The sequence below is a fragment of the Streptomyces fildesensis genome, from assembly GCF_016107395.1.
GTDB lineage: Bacteria > Actinomycetota > Actinomycetes > Streptomycetales > Streptomycetaceae > Actinacidiphila > Actinacidiphila fildesensis.
Window position 1 is genome coordinate 25013 of sequence record NZ_JAAIKO010000031.1, and the last position, 14563, is coordinate 39575.

A 14563-nucleotide genomic window follows, 5' to 3' on the forward strand; every position below is an offset into this window, starting at 1 on the left:
AGTCACGCGGGTGTAGCTCAGTAGTAGAGCGCCCCCCTTCCAGGGGGGAGGCGCAGTGTGCGATCCCTGTCACCCGCTCTGACTGTTCTGACCGGTCCAATGGATCGGGTAGAGTAGTCCTGCGCAACAGCGCGGTGCGGACGTAGCTCAGTTGGTAGAGCGCAACCTTGCCAAGGTTGAGGTCGCCAGTTCGAACCTGGTCGTCCGCTCAGTTCAATGAAGTCCCCGGTCGGATCTCCGACCGGGGACTTCATTGTTTCAGCCTTCTTCGCGTCGGCGACACGGGCGCTTCATGACATTCGTCATCAATGCCGATGACACCGCGCACTGCCCGCACGTCCCGGCCGGCGGAACGCTGGATATATGGACACGTACAGCGGGGACACGCACGAGAAGGTGATCGATGTCGCCGGATTGCGCCGCCGATATGACGGTCAATTCGAGGCGGTACGCGGAGTGACGTTCACGGTGGCGCGCGGCGAGCTCTTCGCGCTGCTGGGGACCAACGGGGCGGGCAAGACCTCCACCGTCGAGGTGCTGGAGGGGCTGGCCAGGCCGAGCGGCGGGCAGGTCAGGGTGCTGGGGCACGATCCCTACCGGGAGCGGGCGCGGGTGCGGCCGCGGATGGGCGTAATGCTCCAGGAGGGCGGGTTTCCTTCCGACCTGACGGTGGCCGAAACCGCCCGTATGTGGGCCGGCTGCACGACCGGGGCCCGGCCGGTCGGCGAGGCGCTGGAGATGGTGGGCCTCGGCACCCGCCACAAGGTGCGCGTCAAACAGCTGTCGGGCGGTGAACGGCGGCGCCTAGACCTGTCGATGGCGCTGCTCGGCCGTCCCGAAGTGCTCTTCCTGGACGAGCCGACCACCGGGCTCGACGCGGAGGGCCGCCATGAGACCCAGCAACTGGTGCGCGAGCTGCGGGACCGGGGCACGACCGTCCTGCTCACCACGCACTACCTGGAGGAGGCCGAGGGCCTCGCCGACCGGCTGGCGATCATGCGCGGCGGACGGATCGTCGCGACCGGCACCCCCGCCGAGGTGACGGCGGCCCGGCCGGCCCGGATCCACTTCACTCTGCCGGAGGGCGTGACGCCGGACCGGCTGCCGCTGTCCGTCCCGTCGGCCGCCGACGGGCGCCGGATCGAGGTGCGGACCGAACGGCTGCAGGAGGACCTGCTGGAACTGCTGACGTGGGCGCGCGACAGGGACGTACAGCTCCTCGGACTCGACGCGCGGCACGCGTCGCTGGAAGAGGCGTTCATGGACATCGCGAAGGGGGACGCACGATGAGCACGACGCGTACGGGAACGCTGAAGGGAACGGGCACGGTGCCGGCGACGGGCCCACGGACCCGGAGCCGTACGCGGCTGGTGGCGCTCGGCCGGGCCGAGCTCACCTTGCTGTGGCGCAACCGGACGGCGATGTACACCGCGCTGCTGCTACCGGTCGGCATGGTCTGGGCGACGCGTTCCGTGGTCCCGACCCACGACCTCAGGGAAGCCGGACTGACCCGCAACGCCCAGACGATGAGCGGCGGCATCGGCGTCATCCTGCTCCTCGTCGTCTACTACAACCTGGTGACCGCCTATGTGGCGCGGCGCGAGGAGCTGGTGCTCAAGCGGCTGCGGACCGGGGAACCGTCGGATCTGGAGATCCTGGCCGGGACGGCCCTCCCGGCGGCCGCCGTGGCGCTCGCGCAGTGCACGGCGCTGATCGCCACCGGTGCGCTGCTGCTGGACCTGCCGGCTCCCCGGCGGCCGGAACTACTCGTCGCGGGCGTGTTGCTGGGGGTGCTGCTGCTGGCCGCGCTGGCGGCCGTCTCGACCGTCTTCACCCGGAGTGTGGAGGTGGCGCAGTTGACCACCCTGCCGCTGTTCATGGTGTCGCTCATCGGATCCGGGCTCTTCGTACCGGTGGAACTGCTGCCCGGCTGGGCCCACGATCTGTGCCGGCTGCTGCCCGTAACGCCCGTCACCGACCTCGTACGGTTCGGCTGGCTGGGCGGCGCCGGGGCGGGCGAAATCCTGCGCACGCTGGGGCTCGCGGTGGCCTGGACCGCGCTCGCGGTGTTTGCTGTACGCCGGTGGTTCCGCTGGGAACCGCGTCGCTGACCAGGCCCAGGGGGACGACCGTGCCGAAGCTGACGGGATGGTGGGAGCGGCGCAGCGATCCGGCCCGCTTCGAGCTCTACACGCGGTGGTCGCTGTACTCCTTCGCGTTGATCGAGGTGTTCCTGGTCCTCGGCGCGGTCCAGCGCTCCGACAGTCCGATCGGTGCGCGCGTCGTCCTGTGGGCGCTGCTGGGGCAGGCCGTGCTGTGCGCGGTGCTGGTGTCCCGGGTGCTGGACTGGGCGCTGGGCCGGCGCGAGCGGCCGACCCGGCTGCTCGCCGCCGCCGGCGCCACGACGGCCCTCGCGGTGCTGGTCGTCGTGGTCCTGCGGGCGCGCGGCACCCTGCTCCCCGGGGGCGAGGCGGTCCAGATCGTCTCCGGCTTCACCGCCTTCGCGATCGGCCCCGCGGTGCTGAACATCCGCCGACCGCGCCGGATCGTGCTGCTCGTGATGGGTACGGCCGCACTGGTGGCGGTGTGCTCGGCGGCGGCGGGACTGCCGACGGGTGAGACCACCGGCTACGCCGTCGCGGTGGCGGCGGGGGGCGCCGCCATGGCGTTCACCTACCGCGGCTCCGCCTGGATCCTGGTCGTCGTGTGGGAGCTGGACCGGGCACGGGAGGCGCAGTCGCGGCTGGCGGTCGCGGAGGAGCGGCTGCGGTTCGGACGGGATCTGCACGATGTGATGGGACGCAATCTCTCGGTGATCGCGCTCAAGAGCGAACTCGCCGTCCAACTCGCCCAGCGGGGGCGGCCCGAGGCCATCGACCAGATGGTGGAGGTGCAGCGCATCGCGCGGGAGTCGCAGCGCGACGTGCGCGAGGTCGTCCGCGGCTACCGGTCGGTGGACCTTCAGGTGGAGCTGGCGGGCGCGCTGTCGGTGCTGCGGGCCGCGGGCGTCGACTGCCGGGCCGAGGGCGACGACGGGGCGACGCTGTCGCCCGCCGTCCAGTCCGTGATCGCCTGGGTGGTCCGAGAGGGCACCACCAACGTGCTGCGGCACGGGGACGCGCGCAGCTGCGTCATCCGGCTGCTGGTCGAGCCGGCCGGCTCGGCCGTACTGACCATGGAGAACGACGGAGCGGTGACCGTCCCCGCCGTGGCCGCTCCGACGACGCCGGGGACCGGGCTGACCGGGCTGCGCGAGCGCGTCGGCGCGCTGGGCGGCACGCTGACCGCGGAGCCGGACACGGGCGGGGTGTTCCGGCTGACGGCGTGCGTGCCGCTGCAACGCCGGGAAGCCGCTTCCAGTGCCCCCGGTACCACCTCCGTAGGTTCGCAGAGCACGGAAGGAGCCGCATGACGCATCCGATCGGGACCGGTGAGGCCGGCGAGGCGCGCGTCCGCGTTCTGCTCGCCGACGACGAGCACCTCATCCGCGGCGCGCTCGCCGCGCTGCTGTCCTACGAGGACGACATCCTCGTCGTCGCCGAGGCCGCCTCCGGGCCCGAGGCACTCGCGATGGCACGGGCGCACCGGCCGGATGTCGCGGTCCTGGATCTGGAGATGCCGGGCGCCGACGGTGTGGCGGTCGCCACATCCCTGCGGGCCGAGCTGCCCGGCTGCCGGACCATGATCGTGACCGGTCACGGTCGTCCAGGACACCTGAAGCGGGCCCTGACGGCGGGCGTCAGGGGCTTCGTTCCCAAGACCGTCTCGGCGCAGCGGCTGGCCGAGATCATCCGCACCGTGCACGCCGGGGGCCGTTACGTGGACCCGGAGTTGGCGGCCGACGCGATCAGCGCCGGGGACCCCCCGCTGACCGTCCGCGAGGCCGAGGTCCTCGATCTGGCGGCCGACGGCGCGCCGATCGCGGAGATCGCCCGGCGGGCCGCGCTGTCCCAGGGAACGGTGCGCAACTACCTCTCCTCGGCCGCCACGAAACTGTCCGCGGAGAACCGTCATGAGGCCGCGCGCATCGCCCGGGAGCGCGGTTGGGTATAGTGGCTCTCGCGCAAAGCACACAGCACGCGCGATGCGGACGTAGCTCAGTTGGTAGAGCGCAACCTTGCCAAGGTTGAGGTCGCCAGTTCGAACCTGGTCGTCCGCTCAGCAGAACGAAGGCCCCGGTGGATTTATCCACCGGGGCCTTCGTCGTACGCGGCCTTCGTCGTACGCGGCTGCCCGGGTGCCCGGCCGCGGGGTGCGCGGCCGGGCACTTGGGGCAGCCGGCCGCTAGGACCAGGTCGTGCCGGTGAGGCGCTCGTAGGCCTCGATGTACTTGGCGCGGGACTGCTCGATGATCTCGGGCGGCAGCGGCGGCGGGGGCAGTTCGCTGTTCTTGTCCCAGCCGGAGGCGGGGGACGTCAGCCAGTTGCGGATGAACTGCTTGTCGAAGGACGGCTGGGTCCGGCCGGGCTTCCACTGGTCGGCCGGCCAGAAGCGCGAGGAGTCCGGAGTGAGCACCTCGTCGCCGATGACGAGCTCGTCACCGTCGAAGCCGAACTCGAACTTGGTGTCCGCCAGGATGATGCCGCGGTCCCGGGCGACATCGCGGGCCCGGCTGTAGACCGCGAGGGTCGTCTGGCGCAGCAGGGCCGCGGTCTCGGCGCCGACCTGACGGGCCGCCTCCTCGTAGGAGACGTTCTCGTCGTGCTCACCGACCTCGGCCTTGGTGGCGGGCGTGAAGATCGGCGCGGGCAGCTCCGAGCCGTCGACGAGGCCCTCGGGGAGCGCGAGGCCGCAGACGGTGCGGTGCGCGTCGTACTCGACGAGGCCGGAGCCGGTGAGGTAGCCGCGGGCCACGCACTCGACCGGGATCATCCGCAGCGACTTGCAGACCATGGTGCGGCCGGCCCAGTCGGCGGGGGCGCCGGCCGGGACGTCGGTGGAGATGACGTGGTTGGGGACCAGGTCGGCGAGCTGGTCGAACCACCACAGCGACAGCTGGGTGAGGATCCGGCCCTTGTCGGGGACCTCGGTGGGCACCACCCAGTCGTACACGGACGTACGGTCGCTGGCCACCATCACCAGTTCACCGGCCGCGTTCCGGTACAGGTCGCGGACCTTACCGGTGTGCAGGTGCACCAGTCCCGGCACCTGGACGGGTACGGGTTTCTCAACGAATCCGGACATGGGTCCTCCCCACTCGGCGGCTCAGCTCCCGATTCTCCCGCACGAGGGAGGGTGCAACCCGACAGGGTCCGGCCGAGCGGGCAGGTCGGAACCCATCGGAACCTAATCGTGCTTGCAGATCCGGTCCAGGAGGTTGGCCGTGGCGCGCTGGATCCGGGGGTCCACATAGTGCGGACGGTCCAGCGCCGGGGACCAGGCGAAGGTGCCGGAGGCGAAGACATAGGCGCCGCTCGGTGCCCGGTACAGCGACGTCTCCTGATGGCGGCGGCGGCCGTCGGCGTCCTCGTACGGCGAGTGCGCGAGCAGGATCCGGTCGGTGGACTCGGGCAGCGCGGTGCGCGGGAAGTAGCGGTCCGCCTCACCCGCGACCAGGCCCTCGATCTCGTCCCCCTCGGCCGCGCCGGTGGCCTCCCACAGCCAGTGGTCGGCGTTGCGGACGACGAGCGGGGCGGGTTCGGGGACGCGGCCGGCGTACTGCACGCCCAGCAGCAGCTGTTCCGGCTCGCCCAGGTCCCGCCACAGGGCGCTGCGGCCGCGGGCGTCGCCGCGGCGCTTGCGGCAGGTCAGCAGCCGGTCGGGCTCACCGGCCGGCGAGGGGCCCAGTTCGACCTGCCAGTACATGGAGTTGGCGGAGAGGAACACCAGCGAGGTGCCGCCGTCCCTGGCGGCCTCGGCGGCGCGGCGCATCGGGACCGACCAGTACTCGTCGTGCCCGGGGAAGACCAGGCCGCGGTACCGGGAGGGGTCGACGCGGCCGGCGTGCAGATCGCGGGCGTCCGCGTAGGCCAGGTCGTAGCCGTACCGCTCCGCCCAGCGGATGAAGTCGTAGGCGTGGCCGACGTGCAGCGGCAGCCCCGCGCCCGCGTAGGGACGGTCGAAGGAGACCGTGGCGGGCGCCTCCTCCTCGCCGAGCAGCCGGCCTTCGGCGTCCCACGCGTGATAGAGGCTGGCGCCGGTCCTGCCGTCCTCCGGGTACAGGTTGTACGCCTGCCAGGTGACGTCGGGCATCACCAGCAGCAGGTCCGCGTCGAGCGCGGGGGCGTGCGGCGGCTCCTGGGTCGGGTACCGGCGCGGGGTCGGCGGGCGTGCGTCACGGACGGTGAACGGGATATGGCTGCGGTACCCGTCGGCGGTGGTGAGCACCGCCACATAGGCGCCGGTCTTCCAGTACCCCGGCACCTGCAGCCGCCAGGACTGCCACCAGTGATGGCAGGAGACGGTGCGGCCGGCGGCGAGCGGGGCCGACTGGACGATGCCGGAGAGCCGCGGGCTGGCCGTCATGTGGCACGCGCCGTCACCGCCGTAGTGGCCGATGCGGTAGATGTCGACGGTGAACTGCTGGGGCGGGTCCACGGTCACCCGGAAGTCGATGGCCGCGCCCGGGGCGACCGCGCCGGCCGAGGCGAAGCCCTTGACCTGGCAGCGCACGTCATCGGCGGTGCGCGGGCCCGGTACCTGCGGGCGGGCCGGTGCCTCGCCACGGCTCACGGAGAGGTCGACGTACCAGGGGACCACGTTCCCCTCGTCGTCCAGATACTGCTCGGCGCCGCGCAGCCACGGTAACGGGCCCTGTCCGAACGGGTCGGTCACCCCATGCGCGAGCGCTCCCGACTGCCAGCGCCGGATCTGCTCCGTCCCCACGTGTGCCCCCCTTCTTCGCCACGCCCCCGGGTCGAGTCCCACGCGTCCGAACCCAGCACATCACATAACGCACTCCCCTGGTTACTGTTCGTGGCGAATAATCGGAACAGTTTCGCTCCGAGTGGGGCAGAAACTGTCATCCGGCGGGTGCGGCGTGGCCCCTGTGTCAGACGAGGCGGACGGGCTTCTCCAGCCGGACGCCGACCGCGGTGAGCCAGGAGCGCAGCGGAGCCGCGTCACCGTTCTCCACGAGGCGCAGCACCGGCCACGCGAGGTCCGCCCGGCGGGAGCCGTTGACGAGCAGGGCGGGCCCGTCCAGCCAGTCGAGACCGGCCGTGGCGCCCGCGGTGTCGACGGCGGCGCAGCAGACCATCGCGGTGACGTGTTCGGTGAGCAGCTCGCGGCCGGTGCGGGGCGGGAGCAGTTGGTAGACCGGGGCGAGGGAGGTGCCGGTGGCGGGGGTCCGGTTGGCGTCGCGGGCCGCTTCCTCGCGGGCGACATGGCCGGTGATCCGGGCCGCCAGCTCCTCGCTGCCGCCCCGGGAGAGCCGGTCGATCACCCGGGCGATGGTGGCCCGGCCGGGCTCGTCGGGAAAGTCCACGGAGCCGGCCACGGCCGCCTGGCGGGCGGCCTGGGCGCCCATCAGCAGCCCGGCACCGGCGCGGCTCTCCGCGGTGTGCTCGGCGGTCTGCACGGTGATGACCGCGGGCCGGTCGCGCTCGGGGCGCGGTACGGCGCTGCCCGGCTCGTCCAGCACCCTGATCAGCAGGGCGGCCTCGGAACGCCATATGCGGTCCACGACCTCCTCGGGGTACGAGTCCCAGTCGACCGGCGACCAGTCCGGGCCGTGGCCCTCGGGGCCGCCGTGGAAGAGCCGGGCCGCCAGCAGGGAGGCCGCCTCGTCGACGGTGCCGGGCTCTTCGAGCAGATCGCAGGCGGGGCGCTCGCCCAGCCGTGACTCGAAGCCCTCGGCCAGCCGGTCGCGGCGGGACAGATCGGTGAGCGCGGCCACCACTCCGGCGTCGAGCCGGGACGGCCAGCGGCCCATCCGCCAGGCGGGCAGCGCGACCCTCGTCAGCAGCCGGTCCCAGCCCGCGTAGGCGAGGCCGACCTGCTCCTGGGCGACGATCCGCAGCCCGTAGTCCACCGCCTGGGCGCGCTCCGAGGCGGACGCGGCCACTCCGCGCTCCATCTCGGCGGCATGCGCCCGGCAGCCGCGCAGCAGCAGCCGCGCGACCCAGCCGAGGAAGGCGTACGCGGGCCACACGAGACCGCGTGAACGCGCCGAGGCGACGCCGGCTGCGGCGTCCAGACCCCGGATGAAGCGCCGGGCCGCGGCTATGTCCGGGTCGGCGGACGGTCCGGTGCCGGCCACGACGGGGGCGAGCAGGGCACGCAGCTCGGCGACCCGCATCCACCACATGAAGGGCGAGCCGATCACCAGCACCGGCGCGGCCGGCTCCCGGCGGCGGCCCCAGCGGCCCGCGCCCGCTCCGTCCGGGCGGCGGTCCTCCAGCCAGCTGTCGCAGTCCGGGGTGAGCTCTATCGAGGAGGGCGTGGGGACCTGGAGGCGGACCGCGAGGTCATGGACCATCCGGTACAGGTCGGGGGCCGACGATTCGGCGACCGGGACCGTCGGGCTGACCGCGGGGCGGGCCCGGACGACGACGGCGGCGACGGCGCCCGCGAGCACCAGCACCACCAGCGCTCCGCCGACCACCGACCACCGCAGCGCGTCCCAGCTGTCGCCGATCCGCCCGGTGGCGCCGCCCACGAGCAGGACGACGGCGGCGGCGGCGGGCAGCAGCGCCACGGCGAGCGCGGTGCTGCGGATCCGCAGCACCGCCAGCGCACGGGAGCGTGCGACTCCCTCACCTGTTTCTCCAGCCATCGGGCGGCTCACCCCCGTCTCACTGTCAGGACCGCCGTCGGCGGCTTATCCCACTGTCGCACCGCCCACGGACATCGCAATGTCTGTACGGCTACTTGCCGCACAGCACCACGCCGTCCGGCAGTGCGCTTCCGGGGCACAGTAGTTGGGGACCGCTGCCACGTCAGCCGGATGGGGAAGCCATCACTCCTTGGGGTGGCTTTGGGTAACGACCTGCCCCGCGGTATGGAGTGGATCAGGCAGCGGCGCCCTGTGGCTTCGATTGCAAGGCGGAGGAGGGAGTCCATGCGGTGGGGCACCTCCCAGCGGTAGCTGGGGGCCATCGGCGACCGACGACAACGCCGCAAGCGAAGTCGCAGGGCGCCGCGAGCCCGCTCCGTACCGCGGGGCAGGTCGTGAGCCACCCCAAGGGCTGATTCAGGACTGGCCGGTTCCCGCCGCCTTGGCCGCGATGTCGGTCCGGTGGTGCGAGCCGTCGAGCCGCACCCGGGCGACCGCGCGGTACGCCCGTTCCCGGGCCTTGGCCAGGTCAGCGCCGGTGGCGGTGACGGACAGCACCCGGCCGCCCGCGCTCACCACGCGGCCCTCGTCGTCGATCCTGGTGCCTGCGTGCAGCACGTACGCGTGCTCGTCCTGCTCCACGACGTCCGCCAGACCGGTGATCGGGTCGCCGGTGCGCGGGGTGTCCGGATAGTTGTACGAGGCGATGACGACGGTCACGGCCGCGCCCTCGCTCCAGCGCAGCGGCTCCACCTCGGAGAGGCGGCCCGTCGCGGCGGCCCGCAGCAGACCGGCCAGCGGGGTCTTGAGACGGGCGAGGACGACCTGGGTCTCGGGGTCGCCGAAGCGCGCGTTGAACTCGATCACGCGCACCCCGCGCGAGGTCATCGCCAGACCCGCGTAGAGCAGCCCGGCGAACGGGGTGCCGCGGCGGCGCAGCTCGTCCACGGTGGGCTGCAGAACGGTCCGCTCGACCTCGTCGACCAGCTTGGGGTCGGCCCACGGGAGCGGCGAGTACGCGCCCATACCGCCGGTGTTGGGGCCCTCGTCGGCGTCCAGCGCGCGCTTGAAGTCCTGGGCGGGCTGCAGCGGGACGACCGTCACACCGTCGGTGACGGCGAACAGCGAGACCTCGGGGCCGTCGAGGAACTCCTCGATGACGACGCGGTCGCAGGCCAGCGCGTGCGCGCGGGCGGTGGCGAGGTCATCGGTGACGACGACGCCCTTGCCCGCGGCCAGTCCGTCGTCCTTGACGACGTACGGGGCGCCGAAGGCGTCCAGCGCCACGTCGATCTGCTCGGCGGTGGTGCAGACGTAGGAGCGGGCGGTGGGCACCCCCGCGCCGGCCATGATCTCCTTGGCGAACGCCTTGGAGCCTTCCAGCTGCGCGGCTTCCGCGGACGGGCCGAAGCAGTCGACACCGCGGGCCCGGACCGCGTCGGCGACGCCCGCCACCAGCGGGGCCTCCGGACCGACGATCACGAAGTCCGCGCCGATCGAGACGGCGAGGTCGGCGACGGCGGCGCCGTCGAGGGCGACGACCGGGTGCAGCTCGGCGACCTCCGCGATCCCGGCGTTGCCGGGGGCGCAGTGCAGCGAGGTGACATCGGGGTCGAGGGACAGTGAGCGGCACAGGGCGTGTTCGCGGGCGCCGCCGCCGATGACAAGGACCTTCACGTGCCCAAGGGTAGTGGCCCCGTGCGGAGCCCCGTGCCGCGCGCGGCGGCTCACTCTTTCGAGTGGGACGGATGTTCGGCCCATACCTGACCACGCGGCCTTTAAGGGATGAAATCCAAAAATCCTTCCCCCATGGTCAGCCGTTCGGCGGTAAGAAGGGAGCTTCGTCGTGTCGGAAGACGAGCGCCGGAATGCGAGGGAGCGCGCAGTGAGCCAGCCGGACATGTATCCCGAGGAGGCTCCCCGGGAGGAGCCCGTTCAACGGGCTCTGCATAGCCAGGAGGACCTGCGGGCGCTGCCTTTTCCGCTCGGCGACTGGGGCGAGCCCGCCGAACGCCTGGAGGAGCTCTACCGCTGGGCCGAGTCCGGGGCGCTCAACACCACCGACTGGTACCTCGCCGACCGGGTCTGGAAGCGGCACGGGGCGCGCGGGCTGCGGCTGGCCGCCGCGTTCTTCGGCACCGTGGGCGTGGGGCTGCCGCTGATCGAGCTGACCGGGGCCGCGGCCGGCGCCGCGCGCTGGGGTTATGTGGCACTGCTCCTCGCCGCGGCCTGTGTCGGCATCGACCGCTGCTTCGGGCTGACGTCCGGCTGGATGCGGGACGTCGCCACCGCGCAGGCGGTGCAGCGGCGGCTGGAGGCGCTGCGCTTCGACTGGGCGTCGGAGAGCGTCCGCGAGGTGCTGGGCCCCACCGAGGGCACGGCGGCCGAGGCGGCCGAACGCTGTCTGGCGGTGCTGCGCCGGTTCTGCGAGGACGTCTCGGACCTGGTCAGGATGGAGACGGCGGACTGGATGACGGAGTTCGGGACGCGGACCGCGCCGCTGCGCGCGCAGGCCACCGTGCCGTGGGCCGCGCGCACCGAGGGGGTCCCCGCCGGCCGCTTCCCGATGGCACCCGGCGGCCGTCCGAACATGCCGCGCCAGCGGCCCCCGGAGGGGCCGGCCCGCTGAGCGGCCGGCGGCCCCTCCGTCAGCTGAGGGCCGCCTCGAACGTCGCCTCGACCGGAGGCCGCCTCAGCTGAAGACCACCATCGAGCCCTGCGCCAGCGAGCGGGTCGCCGCCGCGTGCAGGCCGAGCCAGACATGCCGTTCGCGGGCGAACGGGCTGGGATCGTACGACGGCGGGGCGGCCGGCTCCTCCAGTCCGGTGGGCCGGTCCGGCGGGGCCGGGGCCTGCGGCGGGTTGGCCGCGTCGATGCCGATCGCCGCCGCGACGGACGCGAGATCGCGCAGCAGTCCGTGGCTCGAACCCAGCGGGCCGCCGCCTTCGAGCAGTTCGTCGTTGACGACCGGGTGCGGGAAGTCCAGCGGCACGTACGCGCCGGCGTGGTCGTAGTGCCAGACGAGGTGCGACTGCTGGGCGGTCGCCTCGAACATCTCCAGCAGTTGCTCGTAGTCGCCGCCGAGCGCGTCGACGGGGGTGACCTCCAGGCCCTGCAGGTTCAACAGGAAGGCCCGGCGCAGGAAATGCAGGGCGTCGTAGTCGAAGCCGGCGACCGGGCCGACGTCGCCGGACAGCCCCGGCATATAGGTGTGGACGGGCACCGGCGGCAGGCCCGCGTCGTTCAAGGCCTTGTCGTAGCGGGCCAGTTCCTCGGAGAAAGGGTTTTCGGGGCTGTGGCAGAGCACATCCACGAGGGGAACCAGCCACAAGTCGCAGGCCACAGGCGCTCCAAGTCGTCTATGCGATCGTCGGGCCAGCGTAGTGCGAGGCACGGTCGGCGTCAGGAGGTGGAACCCTTCCGGCTGTCCTGAAGGGTCGTTCGCGCGGTCGCCCGCCCTCGTTATCGGGGGGCCAGCTTCGCCATGAGGGCGAGGGCGTGCTCGTTGTAGTCGGCGACGATACGGCGTGCCGCGGCCAGATCGCGGTCCCGGACGGCGTCGACGAGTTCGACGTGGTCCGACCAGCAGACGCCCGCGAGCATCGGATGGGCGCGCAGATACGGGATCGAGTACATCCAGGTCTGGGTGCGGATCCGGTCGAGGAATTCGCAAATGTGTGGATTGCCCGACAATGCCGCGACTTCGCGCCAGAAGCGGATGTCACAGCCGATGAGTACGTCGAGCATGCCGGACCGCGCGGCCCGCGCCGCGGCCTCGCCACGGCGGCGCACCGACGCGAGGACATCGGCCGGCACTTCCCGCAGTTGGTCGCCCTCGATGCGCCGGAAGATCCCCTCGGTCACCAGGTTGCGGGCCTCGACCATGGAGACGAAGTCGTCGGGGCCGAACCGCCGGACCTGGAAGCCGCGGTGCTGCTCGACGTCGAGCAGGCCCTGCGCGGCCAGGTCGACCAGCGCCTCACGGACGGGCGTGGCGGAGACGCCGTACAGCTCCGCGATCTCCTTGACGGTGAAGTCCCGCCCGGCCGGGAGCCGGCCGGTGAGCACCTCGTCGCGGAGTGCGTCGGCGATCTGCTGCCGCAGGCTGTTGCGCTTCACCGGTGTGGTGTCCGCAAGCACTGCCGCCTCCTCGCCCGAACGTACGTTTCACTCCGATTACTCCGCACACGATAGGCGAAGGTTCGGAAATCAACCGCACGTCCGGGGAGGGAAGCGTGTGGGGGTTATGTGCATTTCGCGATGAGCCACGCGGTGTTGACGGCCGGCGGAGGCCGCTACCGGGGGTCGGCGGGCCGTTGCCGGGCGGTCGCCGGGGGCAAGCGCTATCCGTTGACGGCGTACCGGTCGGTCACCGCGAGCGCCTCGTCCAGTGCCGCCAGGCCCTCCTTGGCCTCGGCCTCGGTCACCGTGCACGGCGGGACGACATGCGTGCGGTTCATGTTGACGAAGGGCCACAGACCGCCCTTCTTGCACGCCGCCGCGAACTCGGCCATCGGCGCGTTGTCGGCGCCGGCCGCGTTGTACGGCACGAGCGGCTCGTGCGTCGCCTTGTCCTTGACGAGGTCGAGGGCCCAGAAGACACCGAGGCCGCGCACCTCGCCGACCGAGGCGTGCCGGGCGGCGATGTCGCGCAGCGCCGGGCCGATGACCCGTTCACCGATGTCGGCGGCGTTCTCCACGATCCGCTCCTCGCGCATCGCGTTGATGGTCGCGACGGCGGAGGCGCAGGCCAGCGGGTGGCCGGAGTAGGTGAGACCGCCCGGGTAGGCGCGGGTGGCGAAGGTCGCGGCGATCTCCGGGGAGATGGCGACGCCGCCGAGCGGCACGTAGCCGGAGTTGACGCCCTTGGCGAAGGTCAGCAGGTCCGGGACGACGCCCCAGTGGTCGGCGGCGAACCACGCGCCGGTGCGGCCGAAGCCGGACATGACCTCGTCGAGGATGAAGACGATCCCGTACCGGTCGCAGATCTCCCGCACGCCGGCGAGGTAGCCGGCCGGCGGCACCAGGATGCCCGCGGTGCCGACCACCGACTCCAGGATGATCGCGGCGACGGACTGCGGGCCCTCGAACGCGACGAGCTGCTCCAGGTGCTCCAGCGCGCGCTCGCACTCCTGCTCCTCGCTCGTCGCGTGGAACTGCGAGCGGTACAGGTACGGGCCCCAGAAGTGCACGACGCCCGCCGAGGCGGTGTCCGACGGCCAGCGGCGCGGGTCGCCGGTGAGGTTGATCGCGGTGGAGGTGGCGCCGTGGTACGAGCGGTAGGCGCTGAACACCTTGTGCCGGCCGGTGTGCAGCCGGGCCATGCGGACGGCGTTCTCGACCGCCTCGGCGCCGCCGTTGGTGAAGAAGACCTGGTTCAGATCGCCGGGGGTGACCTCGGCGATCAGCCGGGCCGCCTCGGACCGGACGTCGACGGCGAAGCCCGGCGCGATGGTGCAGAGCTTGGCGGCCTGCTCCTGGATCGCGGCGACGACCTTCGGGTGCTGGTGCCCGATGTTGGTGTTCACCAGCTGGGACGAGAAGTCCAGATAGCGGTTGCCGTCGTAGTCCCAGAAGTACGAGCCCTCGGCCCCGGCCACGGCCAGCGGATCGATGACCGCCTGCGCGGACCACGAGTGGAAGACGTGCGCCCGGTCGGCGGCCTTGACGGCGGCTCCGGTCTCGGGATCGGCGACGGCGAAAGGAGGGGTCATGCGCTCCAGGCTAAGGATCCCCGCCGGTCAGGGACACGGTCACCTTGTATGGCACACGCCACGTTCCCCGACAGGCTGTCATGGGATCCGGTCCCACGGAGCTCCCGGAACGGGGTCCCGGGAATCCGGCGCG

General features: G+C 72.4%; 12 protein-coding genes and 3 tRNA genes. 8 read left to right on the forward strand and 7 right to left on the reverse strand.

What is annotated here, in order from left to right; all coding sequences use genetic code 11:
* The first annotated feature begins 6 nt into the window (after window positions 1–6).
* The 7 genes from C6N31_RS29845 (at window position 7) to C6N31_RS29875 (ending at window position 4159) form a co-directional block, all read left to right on the forward strand.
* A tRNA-Gly gene (locus tag C6N31_RS29845) sits at window positions 7–78 on the forward strand.
* Between the two features lie 58 nt (window positions 79–136).
* Window positions 137–209, forward strand: a tRNA-Gly gene (locus C6N31_RS29850).
* 154 nt (window positions 210–363) lie between these two features.
* The gene (locus C6N31_RS29855) at window positions 364–1290 is read left to right on the forward strand and encodes an ABC transporter ATP-binding protein (protein ID WP_198358596.1); all 927 of its coding nucleotides are present in this window, start codon (window positions 364–366) and stop codon (window positions 1288–1290) included.
* Complete coding sequence (locus C6N31_RS29860) at window positions 1287–2111, forward strand: ABC transporter permease (RefSeq protein ID WP_138355831.1); 825 nt, start codon at window positions 1287–1289, stop codon at window positions 2109–2111. Before C6N31_RS29855 ends, C6N31_RS29860 begins: the two co-directional genes overlap by 4 nt.
* Before the next feature lie 20 nt (window positions 2112–2131).
* A complete protein-coding gene (locus C6N31_RS29865; RefSeq protein WP_138355832.1) occupies window positions 2132–3412 on the forward strand; it encodes a sensor histidine kinase in 1281 nt (426 codons plus the stop codon).
* The gene (locus C6N31_RS29870) at window positions 3409–4053 is read left to right on the forward strand and encodes a response regulator transcription factor (protein ID WP_198358597.1); all 645 of its coding nucleotides are present in this window, start codon (window positions 3409–3411) and stop codon (window positions 4051–4053) included. Before C6N31_RS29865 ends, C6N31_RS29870 begins: the two co-directional genes overlap by 4 nt.
* A gap of 33 nt (window positions 4054–4086) precedes the next feature.
* Window positions 4087–4159: transfer RNA gene (locus tag C6N31_RS29875), tRNA-Gly, on the forward strand.
* Window positions 4160–4284: 125 nt separating this feature from the next.
* On the opposite strand, the gene C6N31_RS29880 is transcribed toward C6N31_RS29875, so the two are convergent.
* The 4 genes from C6N31_RS29880 to purD all read right to left on the reverse strand — a co-directional run bounded on the left by C6N31_RS29880 (window position 4285) and on the right by purD (window position 10393).
* Window positions 4285–5184, reverse strand: coding sequence for a phosphoribosylaminoimidazolesuccinocarboxamide synthase (locus tag C6N31_RS29880; RefSeq protein WP_138355834.1), 900 nt, complete (start codon window positions 5182–5184; stop codon window positions 4285–4287).
* Window positions 5185–5286: 102 nt separating this feature from the next.
* Window positions 5287–6825, reverse strand: a complete 1539-nt coding sequence (locus tag C6N31_RS29885) for a N,N-dimethylformamidase beta subunit family domain-containing protein (RefSeq protein ID WP_138355835.1) — start codon at window positions 6823–6825, stop codon at window positions 5287–5289.
* Window positions 6826–6991: 166 nt separating this feature from the next.
* Window positions 6992–8716: a hypothetical protein gene (locus tag C6N31_RS29890; protein WP_138355836.1), complete on the reverse strand. Its 1725-nt coding sequence runs from the start codon at window positions 8714–8716 to the stop codon at window positions 6992–6994.
* Between the two features lie 417 nt (window positions 8717–9133).
* Complete coding sequence (purD, locus tag C6N31_RS29895) at window positions 9134–10393, reverse strand: phosphoribosylamine--glycine ligase (RefSeq protein WP_138355837.1); 1260 nt, start codon at window positions 10391–10393, stop codon at window positions 9134–9136.
* A 208-nt stretch (window positions 10394–10601) separates the two neighbouring features.
* On the opposite strand from purD, the gene C6N31_RS29900 reads away from it, so the two are divergent.
* Window positions 10602–11345: an SLATT domain-containing protein gene (locus C6N31_RS29900; protein WP_244809256.1), complete on the forward strand. Its 744-nt coding sequence runs from the start codon at window positions 10602–10604 to the stop codon at window positions 11343–11345.
* 63 nt (window positions 11346–11408) lie between these two features.
* Here the strand turns inward: C6N31_RS29900 and C6N31_RS29905 are convergent, their stop codons facing one another.
* The 3 genes from C6N31_RS29905 to C6N31_RS29915 all read right to left on the reverse strand — a co-directional run bounded on the left by C6N31_RS29905 (window position 11409) and on the right by C6N31_RS29915 (window position 14430).
* Window positions 11409–12059 (reverse strand): putative DNA-mimic protein, encoded by a 651-nt coding sequence (locus C6N31_RS29905; RefSeq protein ID WP_138355838.1) that lies wholly within the window; start codon window positions 12057–12059, stop codon window positions 11409–11411.
* A 119-nt stretch (window positions 12060–12178) separates the two neighbouring features.
* Window positions 12179–12856, reverse strand: coding sequence for a GntR family transcriptional regulator (locus C6N31_RS29910; protein ID WP_138355839.1), 678 nt, complete (start codon window positions 12854–12856; stop codon window positions 12179–12181).
* Between the two features lie 203 nt (window positions 12857–13059).
* On the reverse strand, window positions 13060–14430 hold the full coding sequence (locus C6N31_RS29915; RefSeq protein ID WP_138355840.1) for an aspartate aminotransferase family protein: 1371 nt from the start codon (window positions 14428–14430) through the stop codon (window positions 13060–13062).
* Window positions 14431–14563: the final 133 nt, after the last annotated feature.

Coding starts and splice junctions, on each gene's coding strand:
- C6N31_RS29860 (WP_138355831.1), top strand. CDS start 1,287: ATGAGCACGACGCGTACGGGAACGCTGAAGGGAACGGGCACGGTGCCG.
- C6N31_RS29915 (WP_138355840.1), bottom strand. CDS start 14,430: ATGACCCCTCCTTTCGCCGTCGCCGATCCCGAGACCGGAGCCGCCGTC.
- C6N31_RS29870 (WP_198358597.1), top strand. CDS start 3,409: ATGACGCATCCGATCGGGACCGGTGAGGCCGGCGAGGCGCGCGTCCGC.
- C6N31_RS29890 (WP_138355836.1), bottom strand. CDS start 8,716: ATGGCTGGAGAAACAGGTGAGGGAGTCGCACGCTCCCGTGCGCTGGCG.
- C6N31_RS29855 (WP_198358596.1), top strand. CDS start 364: ATGGACACGTACAGCGGGGACACGCACGAGAAGGTGATCGATGTCGCC.
- C6N31_RS29880 (WP_138355834.1), bottom strand. CDS start 5,184: ATGTCCGGATTCGTTGAGAAACCCGTACCCGTCCAGGTGCCGGGACTG.